Source organism: Paenibacillus nasutitermitis, assembly GCF_014641075.1.
Lineage (GTDB): Bacteria > Bacillota > Bacilli > Paenibacillales > Paenibacillaceae > Paenibacillus_Z > Paenibacillus_Z nasutitermitis.
This window is the reverse complement of sequence record NZ_BMHP01000012.1, coordinates 30329-55113: the sequence shown is the minus strand read 5'-3', so window position 1 is coordinate 55113 and position 24785 is coordinate 30329. Positions and strand designations below refer to the sequence as shown.

At 54.3% G+C, this 24785-nt stretch carries 24 protein-coding genes; 1 reads left to right on the top strand and 23 read right to left on the bottom strand.

Annotated features, from left to right (window positions below; translation table 11 throughout):
* Positions 1-25: 25 nt before the first annotated feature.
* From IEY46_RS33780 to spoIIE, 10 genes are all read right to left on the bottom strand, one after another.
* Positions 26-796, bottom strand: coding sequence for a type III pantothenate kinase (locus tag IEY46_RS33780; protein WP_189000099.1), 771 nt, complete (start codon positions 794-796; stop codon positions 26-28).
* Entirely contained in the window at positions 793-1695 is a 903-nt protein-coding gene (nadC, locus tag IEY46_RS33775) for a carboxylating nicotinate-nucleotide diphosphorylase (protein WP_189000096.1), read from the bottom strand. The genes IEY46_RS33780 and nadC overlap by 4 nt, the downstream gene beginning before the upstream one ends.
* A complete protein-coding gene (gene nadB, locus IEY46_RS33770; RefSeq protein ID WP_189000093.1) occupies positions 1685-3301 on the bottom strand; it encodes an L-aspartate oxidase in 1617 nt (538 codons plus the stop codon). The genes nadC and nadB overlap by 11 nt, the downstream gene beginning before the upstream one ends.
* 32 nt (positions 3302-3333) lie before the next feature.
* Complete coding sequence (gene nadA, locus IEY46_RS33765; protein WP_189000090.1) at positions 3334-4272, bottom strand: quinolinate synthase NadA; 939 nt, start codon at positions 4270-4272, stop codon at positions 3334-3336.
* Between the two features lie 362 nt (positions 4273-4634).
* Positions 4635-6638, bottom strand: coding sequence for an ATP-dependent zinc metalloprotease FtsH (gene ftsH / locus IEY46_RS33760; protein ID WP_189000087.1), 2004 nt, complete (start codon positions 6636-6638; stop codon positions 4635-4637).
* A gap of 145 nt (positions 6639-6783) precedes the next feature.
* A complete protein-coding gene (gene hpt, locus IEY46_RS33755) occupies positions 6784-7323 on the bottom strand; it encodes a hypoxanthine phosphoribosyltransferase (RefSeq protein ID WP_189000085.1) in 540 nt (179 codons plus the stop codon).
* A gap of 67 nt (positions 7324-7390) precedes the next feature.
* Positions 7391-8824 carry a tRNA lysidine(34) synthetase TilS gene (gene tilS / locus IEY46_RS33750; RefSeq protein WP_229750725.1) on the bottom strand — a complete coding sequence of 478 codons (1434 nt, stop codon included), beginning with the start codon at positions 8822-8824 and terminating at the stop codon, positions 7391-7393.
* A 126-nt stretch (positions 8825-8950) separates the two neighbouring features.
* Complete coding sequence (locus IEY46_RS33745; protein ID WP_189000082.1) at positions 8951-9877, bottom strand: protein kinase domain-containing protein; 927 nt, start codon at positions 9875-9877, stop codon at positions 8951-8953.
* Entirely contained in the window at positions 9861-10586 is a 726-nt protein-coding gene (locus IEY46_RS33740; protein ID WP_189000079.1) for a vWA domain-containing protein, read from the bottom strand. Before IEY46_RS33740 ends, IEY46_RS33745 begins: the two co-directional genes overlap by 17 nt.
* A gap of 356 nt (positions 10587-10942) precedes the next feature.
* Positions 10943-13435 (bottom strand): stage II sporulation protein E, encoded by a 2493-nt coding sequence (gene spoIIE, locus IEY46_RS33735; protein WP_189000075.1) that lies wholly within the window; start codon positions 13433-13435, stop codon positions 10943-10945.
* Between the two features lie 164 nt (positions 13436-13599).
* Between spoIIE and IEY46_RS33730 the strand changes: the two genes are divergently transcribed.
* Positions 13600-13743 carry a hypothetical protein gene (locus tag IEY46_RS33730; protein ID WP_189000072.1) on the top strand — a complete coding sequence of 48 codons (144 nt, stop codon included), beginning with the start codon at positions 13600-13602 and terminating at the stop codon, positions 13741-13743.
* A gap of 102 nt (positions 13744-13845) precedes the next feature.
* Here IEY46_RS33730 and IEY46_RS33725 read toward each other — a convergent pair whose 3' ends face one another.
* The 13 genes from IEY46_RS33725 to IEY46_RS33660 all read right to left on the bottom strand — a co-directional run bounded on the left by IEY46_RS33725 (position 13846) and on the right by IEY46_RS33660 (position 24720).
* Positions 13846-14406 (bottom strand): S1 domain-containing RNA-binding protein, encoded by a 561-nt coding sequence (locus IEY46_RS33725; RefSeq protein ID WP_189000069.1) that lies wholly within the window; start codon positions 14404-14406, stop codon positions 13846-13848.
* Positions 14407-14552: 146 nt separating this feature from the next.
* The gene (locus IEY46_RS33720) at positions 14553-14867 is read right to left on the bottom strand and encodes an FtsB family cell division protein (RefSeq protein WP_229750727.1); all 315 of its coding nucleotides are present in this window, start codon (positions 14865-14867) and stop codon (positions 14553-14555) included.
* 30 nt (positions 14868-14897) lie between these two features.
* Positions 14898-15536, bottom strand: coding sequence for a spore cortex biosynthesis protein YabQ (gene yabQ / locus IEY46_RS33715; protein ID WP_189000063.1), 639 nt, complete (start codon positions 15534-15536; stop codon positions 14898-14900).
* Positions 15533-15817, bottom strand: a complete 285-nt coding sequence (yabP, locus tag IEY46_RS33710; protein WP_189000060.1) for a sporulation protein YabP — start codon at positions 15815-15817, stop codon at positions 15533-15535. The genes yabQ and yabP overlap by 4 nt, the downstream gene beginning before the upstream one ends.
* A gap of 122 nt (positions 15818-15939) precedes the next feature.
* A complete protein-coding gene (locus tag IEY46_RS33705; RefSeq protein WP_189000057.1) occupies positions 15940-16221 on the bottom strand; it encodes an RNA-binding S4 domain-containing protein in 282 nt (93 codons plus the stop codon).
* A 3-nt stretch (positions 16222-16224) separates the two neighbouring features.
* Complete coding sequence (locus tag IEY46_RS33700) at positions 16225-16497, bottom strand: HU family DNA-binding protein (protein ID WP_189000055.1); 273 nt, start codon at positions 16495-16497, stop codon at positions 16225-16227.
* 250 nt (positions 16498-16747) lie between these two features.
* Complete coding sequence (gene yabN, locus IEY46_RS33695) at positions 16748-18274, bottom strand: bifunctional methyltransferase/pyrophosphohydrolase YabN (RefSeq protein ID WP_189000147.1); 1527 nt, start codon at positions 18272-18274, stop codon at positions 16748-16750.
* A gap of 177 nt (positions 18275-18451) precedes the next feature.
* The gene (locus IEY46_RS33690) at positions 18452-20137 is read right to left on the bottom strand and encodes a polysaccharide biosynthesis protein (RefSeq protein ID WP_268239555.1); all 1686 of its coding nucleotides are present in this window, start codon (positions 20135-20137) and stop codon (positions 18452-18454) included.
* 264 nt (positions 20138-20401) lie between these two features.
* Positions 20402-21136: an SDR family NAD(P)-dependent oxidoreductase gene (locus IEY46_RS33680; RefSeq protein ID WP_229750724.1), complete on the bottom strand. Its 735-nt coding sequence runs from the start codon at positions 21134-21136 to the stop codon at positions 20402-20404.
* A 171-nt stretch (positions 21137-21307) separates the two neighbouring features.
* The gene (gene spoVT / locus IEY46_RS33675; protein ID WP_189000047.1) at positions 21308-21850 is read right to left on the bottom strand and encodes a stage V sporulation protein T; all 543 of its coding nucleotides are present in this window, start codon (positions 21848-21850) and stop codon (positions 21308-21310) included.
* Positions 21851-22073: 223 nt separating this feature from the next.
* Positions 22074-23687: a cobalt ECF transporter T component CbiQ gene (cbiQ, locus tag IEY46_RS33670; protein WP_189000045.1), complete on the bottom strand. Its 1614-nt coding sequence runs from the start codon at positions 23685-23687 to the stop codon at positions 22074-22076.
* A gap of 27 nt (positions 23688-23714) precedes the next feature.
* Positions 23715-24089: a PDGLE domain-containing protein gene (locus IEY46_RS33665; protein WP_189000043.1), complete on the bottom strand. Its 375-nt coding sequence runs from the start codon at positions 24087-24089 to the stop codon at positions 23715-23717.
* A complete protein-coding gene (locus tag IEY46_RS33660) occupies positions 24082-24720 on the bottom strand; it encodes an energy-coupling factor ABC transporter permease (RefSeq protein ID WP_189000144.1) in 639 nt (212 codons plus the stop codon). The genes IEY46_RS33665 and IEY46_RS33660 overlap by 8 nt, the downstream gene beginning before the upstream one ends.
* Positions 24721-24785: the final 65 nt, after the last annotated feature.

Below are 24785 nucleotides of genomic sequence, written 5' to 3'. Positions count from 1 at the left end.
GACCTGCCGGCTGTCTCTTATGCGGCTAATGCTCTTGGTTGCGCTGATAAATAATTCGCAGACCGTCCAGGGTCAGCAGCGGATCCACTTCCTCAATCGTCTCCGACTCGGTTGCGATTAGCTCCGCCAGTCCGCCTGTGGCGACCACATGGGGCTTCACATTAAACTCCTTGAAAATACGTCTAACAATACCGTCCACCTGACCGGCATAGCCGTAAATAATGCCAGCTTGCATGGAGGTAACCGGATTGCGCCCTATCACACTCTTGGGCTTGACCAATTCAATACGCGGCAGCTTGGCCGCCCGCTGGTACAACGCTTCCGTTGAAATGCCGATGCCCGGCACAATCGCCCCACCGATATAATCGCCTGCCGCATCGATATAATCGAAGGTCGTTGCCGTTCCGAAGTCGACAATAATCAAGGGAGCGCCATACTTCTCGATTCCCGCGACCGCATTGACGATCCGGTCCGCCCCAACCTCGCGCGGGTTCTCATACCGGATATTCAGACCGGTCTTAACGCCTGGCCCCACAATATGAGGGGTCTTGCGCAAATACTTCGCGCACAGCTGTTCAAGCATCCGCATCAGGGGCGGGACAACCGAGGAAATAATGACCCCTTCCATCTGCTCCAGACGGTACCCGGCAAACTGAAACAGATTGTGAATCATAATCCCGTACTCATCTACGGTTGCCGACCGGTTGGTGCTCAGACGCCAATGCTGCACCAGCGTTTTCTCCTGGTAAATCCCGATGACGATATTGGTGTTTCCTACGTCAATCACTAGGATCACGCTTCCGGCACTCCTTTCTTCCCGTCCAAATCAAGACTGATATCAAGCGAGTCAAAGGAGTAAGTCAGACCGCCAACGGAGATGACATCAACGCCACATTCCGCTATGGCCCTCACCGTGCTTAAATTTACGCCGCCGGAAGCTTCGACAATCACATGCGGCGAATGCGTCTTGATCCGCTGCCGCGCTTCTTTCATTCGCTCATGCGGCATGTTGTCCAGCATAATAATATCCGCTGCGCATGCAAGCGCTTCTTCCACCTGCTCCAGCGTTTCGGTTTCCACTTCGATTTTCATCGTATGCGGAATCTGCCTCCGTGCTGCTTCAACAGCTGCGGAGATGCCCCCCGAGCCTTTTATATGATTGTCCTTGATCATGACCGCATCATATAATCCGAAGCGGTGATTGGAACCACCGCCTATGCGTACGGCATATTTCTCCAGCAATCGATGCCCCGGCGTTGTTTTGCGGGTATCGGCGAGCCGGACAGGAAGCCCTTCGATCGCATCCACAAAAGCGCGCGTCTTGGTGGCAATACCGGACAAGCGCTGCAGCAGGTTGAGCGCAAGGCGCTCACCGGTCAGGAGGCTGTGCGTGCTGCCTTCCACTTCGGCCAGCACGGTACCCCGCTGTACTGCGTCTCCATCTGCGGCGAGCGCATGGAAGACCAGTGAGGGGTCCACGGTCTCAAAGACAAGCCGGGCAATCGGCATCCCTGCCAAAATCCCATTATCCTTGACATGAATAACCGCTTTGGATTGGCTACCAGCAGGAATGGTCGTCCAGCTGGTGACATCGCCCGCTCCGATATCCTCGGCAAGCCATGCACGGATTTGCTCCTTAAGGGCATGCTCGCTGCTCCCGACGGCAAAAAGATCAGCTTTCGCATCATATCTCATCGATTAGTCCCTCCGTTACACCATGCTCGCGATGCAGAACCGTATGTCGGCGCCAGACCAGGTCATCGCGTTCCGGGAAATCCTCACGGGAGTGCGCCCCCCGGCTTTCTTCCCTTACCAATGCCGCCTCGGTCGTCAGCAAGGCACAGGTGAGCAAATTGGCAAATTCATATTCTTCACGTTTTGTAAGCACAGACTGGAAAATCGGCAGCTGCCTGCGCAGCTCCTCCAAGCCTTTGTTCAGTCCCTTGCCATCGCGGCGCAGCCCGGCGTAGCGGACCATAATTTTTTGCAGCTTCAGACGTTTCTCTACAACTGCTTGCATGGAGGATCCGCTCCGCGGAATTGCCGGCGTCTCAATGATTAACCCTGGCTCCAACGGCTGCAGATTATTGATCCGCTCCACAATACGCCGGCCGAACACAATCGCTTCGGACAATGAATTGCTGGCCAGCCGGTTTGCGCCATGCACTCCGGTCGACGAGCATTCACCGCAGGCAAACAGCCGGCCGATGTTGGTCTCCCCGTTAAGATCGGTTTTGACGCCCCCCATCATATAATGTGCTGCGGGAGCGATTGGAATCCAATCGGTTGTCAAATCCAGACCAAAACTCAGGCAAAACTCATAAATATTCGGAAAGCGATGCTTCACCATATCTGCGGATTCATGCGTCACATCAATATAGACGAAGGTGGATTTGGTTTCTTCCATCTCCGACACGATGGCCCTGGCCACAACATCCCGTGGAGCCAGCTCCAGCTGCTCATGGTATTTCTCCATAAAGCGTTCACCTTTAATATTACGCAGTACGCCGCCCTCGCCCCGTACCGCCTCCGAAATCAGAAATCGCGGCGCCCCGGGGTAACACAGCGAAGTAGGATGAAACTGGACGAATTCCATGTCCTGTATGTAGGCGCCCGCACGGTAGGCGATTGCAATACCATCGCCTGTAGCCACGTCCGGATTCGTTGTGTAACGGTAAAGCTGACCGGTTCCGCCAGAGCAGAGAATCGTTGCTTTTCCGCGTACGAATACCCGCCCGCCTTCGGGCTTCTGCACAAGTGCACCGATACACTGCCCGTTGTCGATAATGAGATCGATGACAAAATGATCATCCCAGACCTCGATACGCGGATTTTCGACTGCTTTCTGGGAAAGTGCCCGGACAATTTCGAAACCGGTCGCATCCCCATTGGCATGCAAAATACGCCGCTGGCTGTGAGCTCCTTCTTTGGTCAGAGCAAATTCGCCATTCTCCTGATCGAACCGGGTGCCCATCTGCACCAGGTCCTGAACGCCCTTCGTCCCCTCATGAACCAACACATCGACTGCTGCAGGCGAACAAAGCCCCGCCCCGGCAATGAGCGTATCCTGCCTGTGATATTCGGGAGAATCGTCTTCCGAGATGACAGCCGCTATTCCACCCTGGGCATAACGCGTATTGCTGTCGAGCAGAGATTTCTTCGTTATCATCAGGACATCATTATCGCTGCTTGACTTAATAGCGGTAAAAAGGCCGGCAATGCCGGCCCCAATGACGATAACATCCTTATCGATAATAGGCAGATCTGCAAGCGATACATCAACTAAATATCGTGGGATCATCGCAATAGATTTTCCTCTCTAATGTTGATTCTTTATTTCACCTGCAGCATGCGCTCCAGAGATAGACGGGCCTGGTCGGCAACATGGTCGGGAACGTAAATTTGCGGCTGCATCGTTTCCAGACATTTTACCAGCTTCTTAAGATTGTTGACTTTCATATTCGGGCAAACCAGATATTTGGAAGCAAAATGGAAGGTCTTGTCCGGACTGTCCAGACGCAGCTGGTAGCCGGTACCATCCTCGGTGCCCACAATAAACTCTTTATTGTCGGATTCCTTGCAATATTTCAGAATCGCCGTTGTGCTTCCAACAAAATCACCGCGTTCCACAACCTCAGGCCGGCATTCCGGATGCACGACAAATTGCGCGTTCGGATATTTTACTTTCATCTCTTCTACATCTTTGACGGTCAACATGTCATGAGTGTTGCAATAGCCTTCCCAAATGATCATTTTTTTGTCGGTATTTTGCTGAACATAATGGCCCAGGTTCTTGTCCGGCACCCAAATAACCTCATCGGAATCCACCGAATTGACTACGCGCACAGCGTTGGCTGATGTGCAGCAGATATCCGTTTCCGCTTTGATTTCGGCTGAGGAGTTGATGTACGTGACAACCTTCGCATGAGGATGCTGCGCCTTCAGCTTGCGCAGGCCATCCACATTAACCATATCGGCCATCGGACAACCGGCACGCTCATCCGGAATAATAACCGTTTTGTTCGGAGCCAAAATTTTTGCGCTTTCCCCCATAAAATGCACGCCGCAGAAAACAATTACATCCGCATCCGTCTGAGCGGCTTTCTGAGCCAGCAGGAACGAGTCCCCACGGAAATCAGCCACCTCCTGTATTTCATCACGCTGATAATAATGCGCTAAGATAATGGCGTTGCGTTCTTTCTTAAGCTGCATTAAACGTTCCCGCAGCTCGCGGTTTTGCTCCGCTTTGCGCTCGAGAGCCAATGCTTCCATAGTCGTAGGTCTCCTCTTTTCGCTGACTTTGTGAACAGATGCACATACCTCTACATCACGTATCGGTGTTTGGTCCGCCTCACAATCATGACAACGCGTTTTCGATTGTTTAACATTTAATTTACACAGTGTGCAACCTGCTGTCAACCAACAAAAGAAGCTGTTTTAAGCGATTTGCGACAGACCTGCCTCCGATGGAACACACAGGGGCGGCAAATCTTACCGGACCTCCCACGGAGGCCTGCTTTCATGGATAAAGCTCCCTGACGTACAGCAGGTAGCGGATTCCTACAAAGTTAATCTTCAAAAAGGAAAAAGCTGTCCGCGCAGTTGTCTGCTAGCGAACAGCCTTCATGGCTCAATTATTTAGGCTCGGTGTCATTTCCGCCATCCGGATCGTCCGGAGGTGTCAAATCTCCCGCTTCTTTGGACTGGATGCGAACCTTTACACCGCCGATTGTATCAATAATCGGCTCAGCGTGCGGCTCATCCGGTGTTTTTTCCAAATTAGCATCGGTACCTGTTGCATCCATGGAACCTGTCTCGATCAGGCGCTTGATTTGGTCAAGCTCCAGCGTTTCCACTTCGAGCAGCGTTTGAGCAATGAGATGCATCTCTTTGCTTTTCTCGGTGAGAAGTGTTTTGGCGCGATCGTAGCAGGTTTGAATGAAGCTTTGCATTTCCTGATCAATCTCATAGGCGATGGCATCGGAATAATTCTGCTCATGTCCGATATCACGGCCCAGGAAGACCTGCCCCTGCGAGCTTCCGAACTGCATAGGTCCGAGCTTGTCGCTCATGCCATATTCCATAATCATGGCACGCACGATGCTGGTTGCTTGTTTGAAGTCGCTGTATGCGCCTGTACCGATTTCGCCGATGAACAGCTCTTCGGCTACACGCCCGCCCAGCAGTCCCGTTACTTTATCAAGCAGCTCCTTCTTGGTCGACAGCATACGGTCGCCTTCCTTAGGAAGCATGATGACATAACCGCCCGCCTTGCCGCGCGGGATAATCGTGACTTTATGCACCACATCGGCATGCTCCAGGAAATAACCGGCTATCGTATGGCCTGCTTCATGATAAGCAACAATCCGCTTCTCGCGGTCACTGATAACGCGGCTGCGCTTCTCGGTTCCGACAAGGACACGGTCAATAGCTTCATCGACCTCGACCATCGCAATATCTTTCTTGTTGCGCCTTGCTGCAAGAAGCGCCGCTTCATTAAGCAAATTCTCCAGATCGGCACCGGTAAATCCTGTGGTCCGCTTCGCAATGATGTCCAGTTTCACATCCTTGGTCAGCGGTTTGTTGCGGGAATGGACTTTCAGTACGGCTTCGCGTCCTTTAACATCCGGACGGTCAACGGTAATTTGACGGTCGAAACGGCCTGGACGAAGCAGTGCCGGATCGAGAATGTCCGGACGGTTGGTCGCAGCCACGATAATAATTCCTTCATTGGCTCCGAATCCGTCCATCTCAACGAGCAATTGGTTGAGCGTTTGCTCACGCTCGTCGTGACCGCCGCCAAGCCCTGCACCACGCTGACGGCCTACGGCGTCAATCTCATCGATAAAGATGATACAAGGTGCATTTTTCTTTGCGTTCTCAAACAAGTCGCGTACACGAGAGGCACCGACACCGACGAACATTTCGACGAAGTCAGAACCGGATATGCTGAAGAACGGCACGCCGGCTTCCCCTGCAACCGCACGGGCCAGCAAGGTTTTACCTGTACCTGGAGGTCCTACAAGGAGAACCCCTTTCGGGATCCGCGCACCGACCGCCGCGAATTTGCGGGGATCTTTGAGGAACTCAACGACCTCCACAAGCTCCTGCTTCTCTTCGTCCGCGCCCGCCACATCCTCGAACGTGACGCGCTTCTTCTCTTCGTTATATAAGCGCGCTTTGCTTTTGCCAAAGTTCATGACTTTGCCGCCGCCGCCCTGCGCTTGATTGATAAGGAAGAAGAACAAGATGAAAATAATGACGAACGGGATGATCGAAGTTAAGAAAGTCAGCCAAATGCTGGGACCTTCCGTTGGCTTGATATCCATCTCGAATCCGTTCTTAATCTGGGCGTCGTGAATTTCTTTGATTGCAAATTCTTCTACGTTGGAATGGGCAAAGAATTGTTCCGATTCCGCGCCATCTGGTTTTGTCTTATATTTACCTGTAACCAAATAGGAGTAGCCATCAAATTGGAGATCGATACTGGCGACATTGTTATCGTTCAACGCTTGTCTCAATTGGTCGTATCGAATTTCAACGGTGGTATCGTTCTGGCTGCTGATAAATTGGAATATCCCGACAGTCACCAAAAAAATAATCAAATAAAATCCAGTGTTCCGGATGATCCGATTCATCCCCTACCTCCTCTCAAGACGTTCCAAATATTTTACCACAGCATGATTACCGTCACAAATCCGGGTCGGTTGCGAAGAGGCATGCCAAGCTGGTGTATTGCACCATCTGAGGCCATTGTTCATCCTGCTGACGGCTGGTTTGTCGTTATTTTTCATAAATCTCCGGCTTCAAAATGCCGATGAGCGGTAAATTGCGATATTTCTCCGCATAATCAAGCCCATAACCGACCACGAATGCATCCGGCAAAACAAAGCCCTTGTAATCCGCTTCCAGCTCCACCTTGCGGCCGGTCGGTTTGTCAAAAAGCGTAACGAGTGTGACGGATTTGGCATTTCGCCGTTCCAGCACATCGATTAGATAGCTGAGGGTCAAGCCGCTGTCAATAATATCCTCGACAATGATAATATCCCGTCCCTGGACAGGCGAGTCGAGATCCTTGATGATTTTGACGACACCGGAGGTTTTGGTGGACTGTCCATAGCTGGATACCGCCATAAAGTCGATTTCGAGCGGAATCGTAATGGTTTTGACCAAATCCGACATAAAAATAAATGCGCCTTTCAAGACACAAATCACAAGGGGATTGCGTCCTTCAAACTCCCGGCTGAGTGTTGCCCCGAGCTCGCTTACTTTCTGCTGAATCTGATCTGCGTCATACAATACTTCTTTTATGTCTTTCAGCAATGCCGGGACCTCCTACTTTTTTCCTAATACTTATGATTAGATCAGTGCAACTTATTCAAGACCTCTTTCATTCGTCCCCAAAATCCGCCCGTATACGCAAAACTCGCTGCGATGCACCTGTAACCTGCGCAAACCGCGAACGTCTTACACCCGGGATCCAGAGTATGCGACCTTCGGCGTCAACAAGCAGCGGCAGCGTATTGCGCTGCGATGGAGCGATTCGGTCATCAACGAACATATTTTGTACTTTTTTGGTGCCATTTAAACCAAGCACCTGCATACGGTCTCCCGGACGCCGGTTGCGCACCGTCAGCGGCCATTGAATCAGCTCGGCATCAAAACGCGATTCCATGCGGTCGGCAGACTTGCCTTCACAAGGAGGATGCAGCATATCCAGCATGATTACAACCTTGGCCTGCGGCAGCTCCAACCGGTCCATGCCTTCCATGATCACATAAGCGTAATCCGCCTCCGATTGTTCCCTGGCGGCCATAACGTCTGCATGTACAAAATGCAAGCTGTCGTATTCACGGACGAATCTCACGCCACTGCCCGCATCAAAACTCCAGGTGGTCGGGGCACGATCAGAAACCGCTTGTCGAATGGTTTCAATACTGTCGAATGAGATGGTCGACGTTTCCAGCCCAACATGGTTTAATATTAGTTTAATCAATCTCCTTTGTAAAGCGACATGCAACTCTAGCAGCGCTTTGCGGGTCATTTGGCATCCTTCACGGCTAATCATGATGCAGCGTTCAAAAGCCGCTTGTGTCTCCCGTTCCATCCAGTCGTCTTCACTTGCCGCAAGTCCGGACAGCCGGACGAGCGCATCGGACAACTGCGGATTGAATTGTGCCAAATAGGGCAGCGCATCGAGACGGATGGCGTTACGGACATAGGTCCTTTTTCCGTTGCTGCTGTCCTGGCTGTACGCGAGTCCCCATTGATGACAGTAGTGGAGGATGTCTGCCTTGTTTCTACGCAACAGAGGACGAATAAGTTCCACGTTTTTTTCCGAACGCTTTATCGGGATGCCTGCCAGGCCGCCGGGACCCGTCCCCCGGAGGATGCGCATAAGCACAGTCTCCGCCTGATCATCGGCATGATGGGCAAGCGCAATGCGGGAAGCGCTGTGCTTCTTGGCCACTTTATGGAGAAAAGCATAACGCCGCTCGCGCGAAGCAGCCTGCGAATTCATCTTTGTTTCTTCTATATAGGCTGGCATATCGATATATACGGACTCGTAACAGACACCAAGTTCTGCCGCAAACCGCTGAACCGCTTGTTCCTCCCGGTCGGACTCCTCACCGCGGAAGCCATGATTCATATGGGCGGCAACCAGAGTTAATTGTTCTGCCGGGGCAAGCCGGCTCAGCATGTGCAGCAGCGCAGTTGAATCCGGACCGCCGGATACGGCCACGATGATGGTCTCCCCAGGCAGCCACAGCTGTTCCTCCGCAGCAAGCTCTGACAGTTCGACGAGCCATTCATCCATCTTCATCCTTACCCCCTAAGAGTTTCTGGCGCAACTTCCTGGATTACCCCAAGCGAGCTGGAAACTCACTTCGGAAGCATAAGCTAACATTTGTAGCAGCGCTGGGATTCATCCCTTGCAAGGCAAGGTTGCTCATAGCCCTGTGCGCAGCAACCAATAAATTGTTGTGGCCAGCACAGTCGCAGAGGCAACGAATAATCCTTTAATCCACCGCGGCACCGGAGGGGAAGAGCGCCCGCCGGTACGGTGCATCCACTGCTGCCAGGCAGCCGCCGCTTCTCGCGCGTTCTTGAATTCCCCGCCCATCGCCTTGCGCAGCCACCCGCAAAGCGGCTTTAGCACGGGATTGGCATAAGCGATTCTCAGCAGTTCCTCAGGCACACGGTTCTGGGGCAGCAAGGCAGCGGTCAGTTGGGCCATCCGCTTACTTTCGTACAGCTGAAGGCAAAGTACAGCAAACGAAAACAGGTCATAACCCGCATCGGCGCTTCGCGTACCGGCATTCCAATAGCCGCGGTCATAAATTTCGGTAAACTGCCGGACCCCTTTGCCAAAGGCCGTAACACCGCCATAGTCCACCAGTTCAACGCGGCCGTAATCGCCCACCAGCACATTCTCCACTTTCAGATCGCCAAAGGCCCAACCCGCTTCATGCAGCTGGGCCAGCTTGCCGAGCAGACTGTACAGTGTCACCGGAAACCATTCTGACCCCTGCCGCGCCAAATAATCGAATAGCGTCACGCCGCGAACATAACGCATCACATAGAACGGGTATTCCCTCCCGTCTGCCATTCGCAAGTCATCCACGTCAATCAGATAGGACTCCTCTTTCGAGGTGCGTTTTTGCTCTGCGATGGACTTTAGCACATTCACCTCGGACTGCAGGTCTACCGCGTCGGCGCCAATCTTCAGCGCATACCAGTTCTGCCTGTTCTCGACCAGAAACACCTTGCCGTTCGCTCCTTCGCCAAGAAGCCGCTCCACCTTGTAGATGCCCTGTTTCCATTTGCCCTTGATTACCGTTCCCCGGGGTAAACTCCATTCAAACGACGTAGTCACTCATCATCCCGTCCGTTTCATCATTGTTCCTATTACCATAATCGGCTTTTCGGTAAAAATCAATGACATGCATCAGCGCAGGACCCGTAGGGGTTGTTCCGCGCATCTGCAGCCGGGGAAAAAGTGAAGCGGCGCCGCTGATATTTCCCGTCCAGTCCAGATCCAGCTTGCAATCTTCGCCATATGCTGAGCCCGGGAAATGGAACACAGCGATTTCGCTGCTGCCTTGACGTGACTGCAGGCTAAGCGACAGATCGCGGATCGCCTCTTCCACTGCCGCAAGCTTTGGCTTCATACTGGCACTCGCATCAATAAGCAGGGCGACGCGCAGCTTGCTGGTCTCGCTGAGTTCATCAATGACATGCACCACCTCACCGCGTTTTTCCGGCGGCAGCGCTTCAATTGAAGAGGTGCCGAGCACCTGCTTAAGCTCCCGTTGGACGGCATGCTGAATCGTCTGCACCACGGTTTTACGGGTGAGCATTTGAACCGTATGAGACAGTTGCTTGGTTTGCGCCAAGCGGCTCAACCCTCCTCCGGCACGGGCAATTTCCTCGATTTCAGCGGTTCCGAATTCACCCAGATCGCCCTCGTCCACCACGCCCACCACATTGACCGTAACACCCTGGGCATAGGCCTGGGCAGCCGCTATGACCGGACTTAATCCCACATTGGAGCATCCGTCGGTAATTAATAGAATCTGTTTCATTCTCACAAACCTCCACAAACTTCAGAATCTACTGACAGGGATAACGAGTATTATCTCTATCAGCGTTCCCAGTTTTGAGAGGCTTTAACCCTATGTAACGGCATGTCCTGCCTGGACATTACCCGTTTTTCGCCTTGGGCGAATCGATAGAAATGGTCAACTATGACAATACGGTGACAATCACATCCCTTGCCGGATCACTCGACCTCAAGCGGGAAGCAGACGGGATAAAGAAAGCCGGCCAGCCAAGCGATATTTACGATCAGTGGGCACAGTCAGGTGCCAGAAGACATCTCTCCCTTCTCATGAACGGCAAAAAGCCCGCCCCCCGGCAGGCTCGAATGACCTATATGTCTCTAACTCACCGTCCTTGGGCGCTCCACTTTGGCGAGCCCCGGCCAGCGGAAGGTTGCCCATTCCGGCTGGTGTTTGTCCACTTTGGCGACCACGACTGTCATATCGTCGAGAATTTCGCCCTTATGATACCGAACGACCGTCTCCAGGAGCGCATCGGCGATTTCCTGCGGATTATCGGCGGCAATCTCCTGAATGACCCGCTTCATCCATAATTCTTTGTTGACCGCATGGCCGGGAGCGTCGTAGATGCCGTCGGTCATCATAATCAGGGTATCGCCCGCCATTAGCTGGACCCGAATCAGGTCGACGTCGATTTCCTGCAGAATGCCAACCGGCAGATTGTTCGCGGAGATGGGAATGACCTCGCTGCCGCGTTTGATAAAGCTGGGGGTTGAGCCGATTTTCATAAAGGTTGTTTTGGCTGTGTACATATCGATAAGCGCGACATCCACCGTTGCAAAAATCTCTTCCGAAGATCTCAGCAGAAGGACAGAATTGACCGATTTGATGGCCAGCTTCTCATCCATACCGGATTGCAGGAGCTGCTGCAAAATGGTCAGGGCGGTACTGCTCTCCAGCTTCGCCCGCTCCCCATTGCCCATACCATCGCTGATTGCCACGGCAAATTTGCCATTGCCCAGCTCCACGGTACTAAAACTGTCACCCGATAATAAATCCCCTCCTTTGGCTACGCCGGCTATGCCGGTCTCCACCTCAAACGCCTTAGCCGTACCGAATACAACAAGCGCCGGCTCGCCGCTTTTCTCTGAATAACGCTCGGAAATCACGGCAATCGGTTCTCCCAGAATATCTGAGAGCAGCGGGGCGATGATCTTGCGGCATTCATCATAGCCCCTGGCATACGTATGGTAGACTTCAATTTCAACTTTTCCCTCCTCCAGATTAACGACATCAATGCCATGTATGGATAAACCGAGCCCTTCCAGCGCTTCTCGGATTTGTTCTTCCTGTAAATGCAGTTGTTGGCCTTCCCGCTTAATCTCGTAAGCCAGATCTTCCATGATCTGCGATACGCCGGATAACTGTTCGGCGACAAGCTGCCGGGAATCGCTGAGTTGTTTCCTCCACAGCTGGTCATGTTTATACATCTCATACTGCTGCTGCATGACGCTCAGAACCTGCGGCGATCGAATACAATGATTGCTCCATTCCTTCGGTATATCCTTTGGCCCCACCCTCTTTCCTTCTTCTACAGCGGTCATCATGCCCGTCATTACCCTGTACGTATCATAGAATCGTCCCTCCCAACAAAGTTCTTTGCGGTGACAGGTAGCGCATGTTTTCTCCGCAGCCGCATTCATGAAATGGCCGACGGCTTCCTCGCGCTTCACACTCTCGTCCACAAGATTGACCTGCCCGAAGCTTCGCGACAACTGCCGGAAAACTTCGGAGAACTGCGTGACGCGCTGAGCCGTCACATCGCGCACCCGCCTTGCGTATTCATGCTGGGATTTCACATGCTCCTGCGTCCCCGGTACATATTTGGCTATTGTGCGCATGATGGAACGGGGAGTTACCAGAAACAACGCGGCCGCGACAACCGATTCCCAAGTGGATGCCATTACATCCTGCTGATTGCCTATATAAATGGAGAGAATACAAGATCCGAGCAGCATGCCGAAGGCAACCGCCATTCGTCCGCCTTCCCGCAGCAGGCCGGCCAGAAGCCCGGCAAAAGCAAGCAGGCTCATCTGTACGATAGCATTTAAGTCTGCCAGACTGAGAATCAGCCCGGCCACCACGCCCACCGAGGCGCCAAGCGGCGCTCCTCCGACCAGAGCAAACAGCAGCAGCATATAACGCGACATCATATGCTCGACCGACAGCCCGTAAACCGCCCAGCCGACTGCTCCGGTCATAACCGAAGCCAGCAGAATCATCAGGCATATCAATTCTTCGTTCTTCAGCGACGAGGTTTTTCGGGTCATGGTCAGAACGGGAAGCGCCTGCACGAAGACCAGTGTAAGAACAAAGCCCAGCGAGGCTTCCACCCCCACCATCATGAATTGATACCAGCCAAGCGTATCGACAATAACGACGCTGAACAATTTCACCAGCAGGGTGGAGATGAACACCAGCAGAGGGGCATAAGACAATTCCGCCCGCTCGTAGGCTTCAAGCCCCTTCATAAGCAGGTAGACAACTGCCAGCTCCATCGCAATCCACATCGGCTCCGGCGATATCGCAAAGCAGCTTCCTATGACAATCGAGAGCCCTACCGGCAGATAGGAATCCCGTCTAAGGAAATATACAACCGTGAAGTACGCCACCGCAAAAGGTGCAAGGGATTCCAAAATAACAGCGCGACCGAGCAAAAAACCGACAACCATCAGAACAAATACCCATTTCTTCGAAGAAAGCAAGGTCGCGATCCTTCGCATGAAAGAGCCGCTCCATCCTTTTTGAATCGCTGTTTGTATGCTTGTCCGTTTAACATCGGGGAACAACACTACGTTTTGCTTATCTCTCATCACAAGGACACCACCCATTCACAATTTTGTGTGTTCTCAGTATAGGAGCATGTCCATATAAAAGTTTGTCAGAAGGCGTTGTCATCCGGAAAGTTTTTTCCGACAAAAACACATGCGCCGCAAATGGGAAGCGCGCCGGGCGCGATTTCAAGAACCACGCGGCATTGGACCTGCCGCTGGCATTTACGGCGGCCCATCGTTCAACAAAATATATTGCCCGTTGGGAAGCGGAAAGTGGTGAAATGCCGTCCGAACCTGTCGGGAATACAGGAGAAGAAGGGAAAAGTTTTTTTGTAAAAGAGGCATAATATTCAAATTAGCCGGTTAAGAGAGGGGGGGAAACGGGTAAATGAGAATCAAAAAAGGCAGAACCCCCAAAAAGGGCCCTGCCTGCAAAGAATCCTATACTATTAAACACGCTTCGCTCCGCGTCCGCCACGTTTGGATTCCGTATTCTTCTTGATCGAAGAAATACGTTCCTCGCTATCCTTGAGAAAGCGCGATACTTTATCCTCAAAGGTTGGTTTGCCAAAGGAAGGTTTACCGCCTGCAGCTTTATTGAAGGGACGTCCGCCGCCTCCACCGCCACCTGCACGATTGAAGCCACCCCCGCCTCCGCCTCCGCTAGGGCGATTAAATCCGCCGCCTCCGCCTGCGCTGCCGCCTCCGGTACGGTTAAACCCGCCACCGCCGCTGGCGCTGCGTTCGCGTTGAGGTGGAGCAGAGCCCTCCGGACGGTCGACTGCCTGTTTGATCGAAAGTCCGATTTTCCCGTCTTTGTCCACATTAATGACCTTTACTGTTACAACATCTTCCAGTTTAAGATGGTCCTTAACATCCTTGACGTAATTATCGGCAATCTCTGAGATGTGAACGAGTCCCGTGACACCTCCCGACAAATCGACGAATGCCCCGAAATGCGTAATACCTGTCACTTTGCCCTCTAACTTGGCGCCCACTTCAATTGCCATAGGTAAAAATGTTCCTCCCTAACCGTTATGTGAAGCTCTTAGCTTCTGATGGCCTTACAACCACAATGATAAATGCTGCTACTAAGGTGATTATAACCGAATGAGAGATGCAAGGCAACAGACGGATACCCGATTAGAGGCCCGTTTCAATCTTCAATGACCTCGATCTGCTGTTCTCCTTTTTTTACCATTCCCTGCTCTTTGGTAGCCAGCTGACCAATATATTCTTTATCATTCAGTTTTGCGACCTGAGCCTTGAGATCATTGATCTGAGTCGTCGCCGCATCCAGCTTCTGCTGGGCCTCGGCGATCTTGAGCTCGGATTGTCCCTGCCGCTCCAACTGAGAAATAAACGTATAAGATGCCCAGCCCATGAATAAAGCGATGACGATAATCCATAGCCTCAGCCGACGTTTCGTTCCTGCGTATGCAGTTGTAGGAGTTGTCCCGGTAGCCGTCATCAATTCATTGACCTCCGATCATATCATATCCTATTCATCCTTGCGTTTCTTCCAGGTCGTCCATCGCTTCCATAATCCCGCCGCCCGATCGGACGCGGAATGCCATTTCTCTGAAATCCGCCACCTGGCCGTGAATGGAACCCACCAGCTTGCCACCCACCGGATTAACGGCTTGGAAAGGGGGCTGAGCATCCAGCGGACCATGACCCAAAGCGGACGAATTAATTGTATCACAATTTTTAAGAGGAACAAAGCAAGGGCAATGGCAAAGGAAAAAATTACCTTAACCATCCGATAGATCAGTCCAAGAGGACGTAAGACTATATATATAAACATCTTAACCAGGGTTTGAAACAGGGTGCGGACCGCATAAATTAAAAAATGTACGAGTTTCACCACAGGCTTGCTTAGCAGCCAATAATAACAGCCGATTCCCAGCAGAAGCCCCAGAAACACATAAGCCCGCACCTCGCCATCATTGCTGGCCGAGAGCACCTGGAATACGATTATCGTCGCGGCAATCCAATATAGCAGATCAAAAACCGGAATCCACAGGCGCCCGATCCGCAGCTCGTCCGACACAACGCGGTACCCGTCAAAAACTACGCCCATCCCAATACCGGACAGCAGCATCGTCGCCATCGTCCACCACTGTACGCTGAGACTCACTTAAAGATCTTCCCGAATATGCCTTTGGATTTGCCCGTGGTATTTCCGTCCAGGTAAGTCAGCGAATGGACGAGCCCCTCAATGGCAACAAGACCCTGCTCCAAGCTCAGATGCTTCATATGTAAGTTCTGGCCGCGAATCGCCAGGAAGCCCAGCTCGGTTTCCAGTAGAAACTCTTCTACATCAAAGCTTTCCACATTCATAACACCTGTAATTTCGAGTATTTTACGATTCAGCATTTTAATTTCCTGACGTTTCTGTCCTTTTCCCTGATCACTCATTGCCTCGTCCCCTCCTTTAAGACTAGCCTATGGATGTGGGACAGGTTTTAGAACCTTACAGGCTTGGACAATGAACGTAAAAAAAGACGACCCGCCCATTACCTGGGAAGGCCGTCCGTCTATTATTGCCACTCCATCTTGTTCTCGGCTTGACGCGATTCTTCTTTCAACAAAGTGTATAAGCCGCTCGCCTCGTCCTTCTTGGTTGTCTCCGCAAGCCGCTCGATGCGGACGGTGACGACCTTCTGGCCGAATTGAATCATGAGCTCGTCGCCGGCTTTGACGGTGCTGCTCGCTTTGGCTTCCCGGCCGTTGATCCAGACGCGTCCTTGATCGGATACGTCCTTTGCGACTGTACGCCGCTTGATCAGCCGGGAGACTTTGAGAAATTTATCAAGACGCATGGTCTACTTAATGGCTTCTTTTAATTTATTGCCGGCTTTGAATGCTGGAACTTTGGATTCCGCAATGGTGATAGGATTGCCCGTCTGCGGGTTGCGGCCTGTGCGGCCTGAACGCTTGCGTGTTTCAAAGGTGCCGAAACCGATCAGTTGCACTTTCTCTCCGCCTGCCAGTGCCTCGGTCACTTCTCCCATAAAGGAATTGAGCACCGACTCAACATCGCGTTTGGTAAGTCCGCTTTTTGCTGCAATACTGTTGATCAGATCTGTTTTGTTCATGATCATAGCCTCCTAAATTTTCAATTATCATAGCAGATAGCCACTAGACTTCAACTTTAAGTTAACTTGCCCCGCTTGTACCTATTCTGCTTGATTCTGAATAAATCCTGCCCCATTGTAAATTTTTTTTGCAGTTTCTAACGATTTTAGGCGAATTTTGACGAACCTCTATGGAAAAGACGGCCCGAATCCGTTGGCGCAGCATGCTCAAGCGGGCAGGCATCCTCCCCTGGAGCTTGCCTTTAGCTCATCAGGGCAAACGCTTGGCTTCTTCCCAGTACCGGTCCATCTCTATTAAATCAGTTTGGTCAAAGGTTCGGCCACTTATACGAAGCTGCTGCTCAATATATGAAAATCGTTTTTTGAATTTTCGGTTTGTCCGGGCAATCGCTTCTTCCGGATCGGCGTGGATGAACCGCGAAGCGTTAACAGCCGCGAATAACAGATCGCCCAGCTCATCGGCCTGTTCGTCCGCGCTTTTGGAGGCAATGGCTTCACGCAGCTCGGACAACTCCTCCTGAATCTTGTCCAGCACCGGGGAAATATCATCCCAGTCAAAGCCCACCTTGGCCGCTTTCTTTTGCAGCTTATAGGCTTTCAACAGCCCCGGAAGCTCTGGCGGAATGCCATCCAATTGCGACCTGTCTTCAGGATTCACGCCTTTGCGGCGCTTCTCTTCCGCTTTCATCTGCTCCCAATTCTGCAGCGCCTCCTGCGAATCCCTGGCTGCCAAATCGCCAAATACATGTGGATGGCGGAACAGCAGCTTCTCGTTCAGCGTCTGAATGACATCGTAGACAGAGAAGGAGCCGACCTCTTCCTCCATCTGGCTGTGCAGCATCACTTGCAGAATGACATCGCCGAATTCTTCGCGCATGCCATCGGGATCGTCTTCATCCAGCGCTTCAAGCGCTTCATAGGTTTCTTCGATGAAGTTTTTGCGGATCGAGGCGTGCGTCTGCTCACGGTCCCATGGGCAGCCTTCGGGACTGCGGAGAATGCCTACAATTTCATGCAGCCTCTCAAAGGTACGGTTGCGCAGTTTATCATCCGTTGATCGCGGCACATAAACCAGCGACAGATTGCCAAAGCCCGGTGTCCGGTCCAGCTCATAAAGCGGGATGCTCAAAATCCGCTCCTCCCCCTCGACACCCAGCGCATGCCCGACAATAATCGGGTGGTCGTCGGGCAGCTGCTCCATCAGGGTCAATTTCACATCCGAAGCGGTGAATTCATCATAGACCTGGCCAATCAGCGTATGCAGCTCCGGCCGCAGCTGCGACGGCTTCAACTCAGCAGCATCAAGCAGCGCGAACCCTTCGATGGGATCGAAGCCGAGCCGGGTAAAGGCCTGGTCGAGGAAGCTCTCTCCGCCCAGCACCGTCAAGCCGATGCCCTCCCGCGGGCAGCGCTCGCGCAGCAGTTGAACCGTCCGCTCCGCCACCATCGGGTGTCCGGGTACAGCATAGATCAGCTCATTTACAGAAGCGGCATCTGTCGAGGTATTGGCGGGCGAGGAAGACGAAGAAATCGATTTCGCCTGTTCGATTAAAGCTTCCGCAATCGCGGCATAGACCTCAGGAAAGGAATCCAACTGCTCGTACAGATGGTCAAACGAAGTATAGACCCACTCGTTTTCACTAAAAATCCGCATCATCGGGTGCTGATCCGTACGCACAAACCGGCGCCCGGCTGTCTGAAGCCTGCGCCATACGCCAAGCGTCAGCTGATCCGCATCGCCGGAACCAAGCCCGACAACGGTAATGGTTGGTTGCATCATTATATCCTCCTTGGTGAATCATGGTTGGTTTATGTAACGACAAGGCCGGGCTCGTCAGTTAAGCGTCCGCGCATCCTTGTATGCGGCAACCGTCGGCGAGTAATGCCGCACGTGCCCCTGGAGCGGGGCGCGGTGCGAATGGCCCGGGCGGGGCCGCGCTTAGCGCCGCGCAGGCTACTCCCCCGGCGGGAGCAAGCGCCAGCGTCTGAGGCGGGCCGCGATGGCCGCGCCGCCCGGCAGCGCACGCAGCTCGGGGGCGCTTATCGCGCCGAAGCGCAGCGCCGCGGCCGCGAACAGCCCGCCGCCGGCCGCGGTGCCGCCGAGCGCAAGCACCGTGGCAGCCGCACGGGGCGGCAGGGCGAGCCCGAGCGATGGCGCGCCCCAGCGCCCGGCCAGCGCCAGCGCCGCAGCCAGCGCAGCGAGCGCGAGCACGATGCCCGCGGCCCTCCGCACGGGCATACCCGCGCCTGTGGCGCGGCGGACGGCGCCCGCGCTCAGCAGAGCCGCCGCCATGAGCGCGGCGATGCCCGCCCAGGCCGCGCCCGCGATGCCCAGCGGCGGGACGAGCAGCGCGTTAAGCGCAGCCTTGAGCACGGCTGCGGCCAGCATGAACAGGGCCGGGGCGCGCACGCTGCCCAGTCCCTGCAGCGCGGCTGCCGCCACGGCGGCGACGGTGCCCGCCAGCGCCGTGCAGCCCACAAGCGCAAACGTACGCGTACCCGCCGCGTTTGCGTACAGCATGACATTGATGGGCTCGGCCAGCAGGACGAGCCCGACCGCTGCCGCGCCGCCGATAGCCCAGGCGGCCCGCAGCATGAGGGCCGCCTGCCGCTTCACGCCGGTCAGGTCGCCCTGCAGCCGCGCTGTGGCAAGCGCCGGAACCAGCGCGCCGCCTATAGCGCCCGCCACCATCACCACCAGCTGCACAAGCGGCTGGCCCCTGCTGTACAGCCCGAATCCGGCCATGGCCGAGGCCGGTTCCATCCCCGCAGCGCCCAGCAGGCGCGGCACCGTGAACGCATCCACGACTCCAAGCGCCGGAACCGCCAGCGCGCCAAGCGTGACGGGCAGCGCCAGGCCAGCCAGCCTGCGCATCATCATAAGTACGCCTCCGCCCTTAGGACTAAGGGAGGGGCTGAGTGCTGTCATCTGCCCATGCCCCTTCTCGGATCCCGCGCGAGGGCCAGGCACATCTTGACGATGGCCGTCTCCTGCGGGCGCAGACTCTCGCCGCAAGATGCCCCGTTCCCGCAGCCAATAGCCTGCGATATACGTAAGCCCTGCGGCAGCGCCGAATGCCGAGCCTGCCGTTGCCCCGGCAGCCAGCGACTCGTCGCTCCAACCCCAATGCCAGCCGATTGCCAGCAAGCTCAGCATCGCGGCTACACGTACCGTCTGCTCCGACAGCTGCGATACGGCCGAAGGCAGCATCCTCCCCAAACCCTGATAATACCCGCGCAGCGCGGCCATCACCGGCGCGGCCCACAGCGCCAGCGAGACGCTGCGGACCGCGGAAGCCGTACCCGGATCGCCGATCCATTGCGCGATATGCCCGGCGCCCAGCCACATCGCGGCAAATCCCGCCGCACCGCTTAAGCTGAGCAGAAGAACACTGGCCCGCAGCACAAGGCGGACGCCGCTCCTGTCATCCCCGGCTTGACGCTCCGCAACCAGGAGGGATACCGCAACGGGGAACCCCGCCGTAACCATTACCAGCAGCATCTGATACAGCGGATATACCGCATTATAAATACCGAAAACCCGGTCGCCCGCAATATTCTGCAGCGGGATTTTCTGCAAGGTGCCGAGCGTCTTGCTGATCAGCATAGCTGCTCCCATAAGCGCCGCTCCATGGAGCATATGCGGTCCCCGGATGCGCCGGTTCTCCCGGGCTTTCGGCATGTTGCCCCGCCTGGAACTGCCGTTTGTTTCCTCTTCCGGAGTTTCGTTCGTATCCTTATCCGCCAGCCCGCTGCTTCCGCCGGAAAGCCCGGGGCCGCCTGTATGATGTTGTTTCCCACGTTCCAACAAGCCTTGCACCTGCCTATCTGTCATCCTTTCCTTATTATACCCGAAAGCCCATGACAGTGAACGGGCCCTGAGCGCCAGGTTGCGCCGGGCTTCTTAATACAGGCTTTCCACGATGGTCCCATGGGGAAAAGATTCGCCGAGCAGCAAATCCGCCAGCTTGCGGGCCGTTTCGTCAGGAGAATGAAGCCTTCCATTCTTCTTGGCCTCGATGAACATTTCTGCGTTCTGAAAACCGCCATCCTGCCTACGGGCTTCCTCCTGCATCTGCGTTTCGTTCATGCCGGGCCATACCGATGCAATTTGCAGCGGATATTCTTTATTCTGCTGCTCCAGCCCCACGCACGCGGTAAAGGTGTCCAACCCCGCTTTCGCCGTGCAGTAGCAGCTCATTCCGGGCAGCAGATAGCGGGCCGACCCCGATGAAATGTTCAATACCCGCTTCTCTCCCCGCAGCCCGCTCGTGTGTTTGGCGAACAAGGATGTGAGAATCATGGGCGCAATCAGATTGATTTGCATATGGCGGGCAATCTCCGCACTATCGCATTGTTCCGCATTGCGCAGAGGGGCCAGCACCGCCGCATTGTTCACCAGACAGACCCGTTCCTCATCTGTGCCCATCTGTTGGAAAATGCGTTCCATTAGCGGACCCAGACCCGCGGTGTCCGCCAAATCAGCCTCCATGCAAACAAGCTCTGTGGGGAAGGCTTGTATAAGAGCATCGTTGCGCCTACGGGATATGCCCACCAATCGGTGCCCCCGTTCCAGCAGCACGTGAGCCATAGCGGCGCCGATCCCCTGTGATGTTCCAGTCATAATAATAACAGCCATAATCAACATCTCCTCCTCAACGGACAGCTTGCGACTCCTGCCGCTTTTTATCATATAGCAGGAAGCCCTCCGCTGTCCTCTGTCTCAAGGACGGAGGAGGCATGGATGCTGATTTCACAAAAAAACAAGCTGCTGCCAGTGTTCCTCCTCACTGTGCAGACAGCTTGCCTGTTATTGCTCCATTTGTTTGGCCAGGAAACCGGCCGCTGTTTCAGCCATCTTGGTTTCCATCTGGGCCATCTTGACGTTCTCGTCCTTGCTCAGCAGCACAACCGTACCGATTGGATCGCCTCCCGCCACAATCGGCGCCGCTACGAAAGAGCTGAAGGCTTCACCGATATCCTTGACAACCTCATAAGATCCGCTGCCGGTTTCCACAACCGTTTTGCGGTTTTCCATACAGGATTCCAGAATGGACCCGATTTGTTTCTCCATATATTCTTTCTTTGATGTTCCGGCTACGGCAATGATGTTGTCGCGATCCGTAATCAACGTAATATGGCCGGTACTCTCCGAAAGAGATTCTGCATATTCCTTGGCAAACTCGCCAAGCTCTCCGATCGGCGAATATTTTTTCAAAATAACTTCCCCGTCGCGATCAACGAAGATTTCTAGCGGATCTCCCTCGCGTATACGCAGCGTACGGCGGATTTCCTTTGGGATGACGACCCGGCCCAAATCGTCAATTCGACGAACAATTCCAGTTGCTTTCATGTTCTAGTTGCCCCGCTTTCATTGAAGGTTTTGAATTCTACTGGATACCTTGCTGCCTTTCTATTGCACATGAGGAGAGGACGTGTAAGTAAGGTGCATTCGAATCTGACCATAGTATTCATCCACTCCCATTTTCTTATGCACGTGGCAATCGATCACAGCCCTTAAATATCCACCAGCAGATTCAACCCACAATGCGTTACGCAAGCAATCGGGCGTTAAGCTATTTCCCCTCGCGTTTGCCGGGCACCCGGCGCTCTGTCTCCTGCATGTCCGACTGCGTCCCTCTTGCCGCCATCAGCTTCCAGATATACTGGGCCGCCTGGCGCACGGTTCGAGGCCGCATCTCTTTCGTGCCTTCCAGCATCCGGAAGGGCCTGACCAGCCGCGGCAGATGCAGATCGGCCTGCATCAGAAGCCCATCGTCGAACAGCAGGTCCGTCGTTCCTGCCGCCAGCATACGGCCATCCTTGAGAATCAGCACCTGATCGGCCCATTCCGCCGCAAAATCCACATCATGCGTTGCAATCATAAGCGTTATCCCCATCTCATGCATCTTCTCCAGCAGTGCCTGCAGATCGTCACGGCTTTTGGGATCCAGGAACGCCATCGGCTCATCCAGAATAATTACCTCAGGCTGCATAGCGAGTACCCCGGCGATCGCCACACGGCGTTTTTGGCCATAGCTCAGCTCGAATGGAGAACGCCCCCGCAGCTCGCCCATTCCCACCGAATCCAGAGACTCACGAACCCGTTCGGCCACATCCGTCTCCCCCAGCCCGAGATTCCGGGGGCCGAAGGCCACATCCTCCTCCACAGTGGTGGAAAATATCTGATCGTCCGGATCCTGGTACACAACCCCGACCCGCTGCCGCACAAGCCTGCCGCTCTCCTGCGTCAGCTTCTCCCCCAGCACATGGATTTCACCGGCTGCCGGCTGCTCCAGCCCGTTAAGCAGCGAGATCAGAGTGGATTTTCCGGCGCCGTTCGGGCCCATCAGAACCGTCTTTGCCCCTTGCTCGATCCCAAAGCTGACCCCGCGCAGCGCTTCAATAGCACCGTAGCGGTACGTGATTTCCTTGACGTCAATCACCATTTGGCTCTCCTCCTGAACTTTGCACTTTGCTGCCGCGGGAGGTGACGCAGAGGTACCTTCCGTCCCCCCGGCAAAGCCGCCGCGCGCCGAGATCGACAGATAAATCCGCTGACTGCGCCAGTAAGCCCGCAGAAACAGCACGCCAAGCAGTTCGCCGAAGCGTTTATATGTTCGTTTGCTCCAGAACCAGCCTTCCATCTTCATGCCCCGGGAGCGCTGGGCTTTGACCATGCTGTACGCCTCATCTTTCAAAAGGAAGAAGTAACGCATCATCAACCCGGTCATTTCAATAAAAATCGATGGAATGCCAAGCGTCCGCAAGCCCTTGATCAAATCAAAAAGCGGCGTGACGGCGAGCAAATAAGTGATAAGCAGGTTTGCGCAGACGATTTTCAGCAATATGACCAGCGCATGACGGACACCTTCACCGGTAGCCGTCCATCTCCACAGCTCAAACAAGGGAGTGCCATCCCCCTGGAACGGTATAAACACAACGGCCCCGAGGCCGAACGGCACAATGAGAAGCAGCCGTTTCACGATGTGGCGCAGGGAAATATCCGACCACAGCATAAAAAACAGAAAACATCCCGCCGCTCCCGAAAGAGCCGCAGGATGTTTGAACAACATCACCGTAACCAGCAGACCGAGAACCGTCATGAGCCGTCTGTTAACCCGGCGCAGAAAGGGCAGCTTCACTTGTGCGCCTTTCTCCGCCTCATGAAAGGGACCGGTTGCAGACATGCGCATCTCCCTCTCTCTCGTTATCGGTCACTTATGCAATCGTCTATTGTTTATGCGTGTTAATGCCCGTGAGAACCCCCACAAGGCAACGATCATGATGACAACCCCGATCAGGCCGCCCACTTTCACAACCGAACTGGACAAACCGGTCCATTCATAATCAGGCAGCGGAGCCCATTTGTTGATGGATCCTTCCAAATGGCTGAAGCCATGATCCTCAGCCACCCGGTTAAGACCGTCAGGCGACGAGGAAGCCCAGGGCGCAAGCAGGCCCGCAGCGATTAAAGTTACAGCGAGAATTACCGCCCATTTTGTTCGGCTCATCGTGACGCGAAACTGGTTGTCACCGGGGGTCTGCCCCGGTTTACCGGATTCTTCGTTGGATAGCCCTGGCTTAGCCATGTTGGGTCACTTCCTTCACAGCCGGCATATTGCGCTCCAGCAAATAATTCGCCACCAGCATCGTAATAACGCCTTCTCCGATGCCGATCAGGCTGTGCCAGCCGACCATCGCTTTGAGCGCCAGACCCAGCTCGAAGGTCCCGGACCAGGCGAGCAGAAGCGCAACGCCAGCAGACGCCGACACGATCGACAGCCAGGAGGCGATGAAGGTGACGGCTGCCCGGCCCCTGCCGCGCATGATCGTCATCCCTGCCTTAAAAGCCCCATACCCGACAAAACAACCGATAAACCCCGTGCATAGAATATTGGCGCCAAGCACCGTGATTCCACCGTCCTGAAAGACAAGCGCCTGTATGACCAGCACCGCCGCCATGACGATCGTTCCAATCCACGGACCAAACAGGATGGAGGTAAGCGCGCCTCCCAGAAAATGGCCCGATGTTGCCCCGGCAATGGGGAAATTCAACATTTGCGCGGCAAACACAAACGCGCCCATGAGCGCGATCATCGGAACTTGCCGGGGCTGGAGCGCCAGCTTGGTCCTTCTCAGACTGTAGCCGACTGCGGCCACTCCGGCAACCGTTGTGGACGCCCATGCTTTGGTATCAAGAAAGCCGTCTGGAATATGCATCTGTCCGCATTCCTCCTTGAAAAAAGTACCTGCCGCCAAAAGCAGAAGCATCTGGTTGTCGTTCA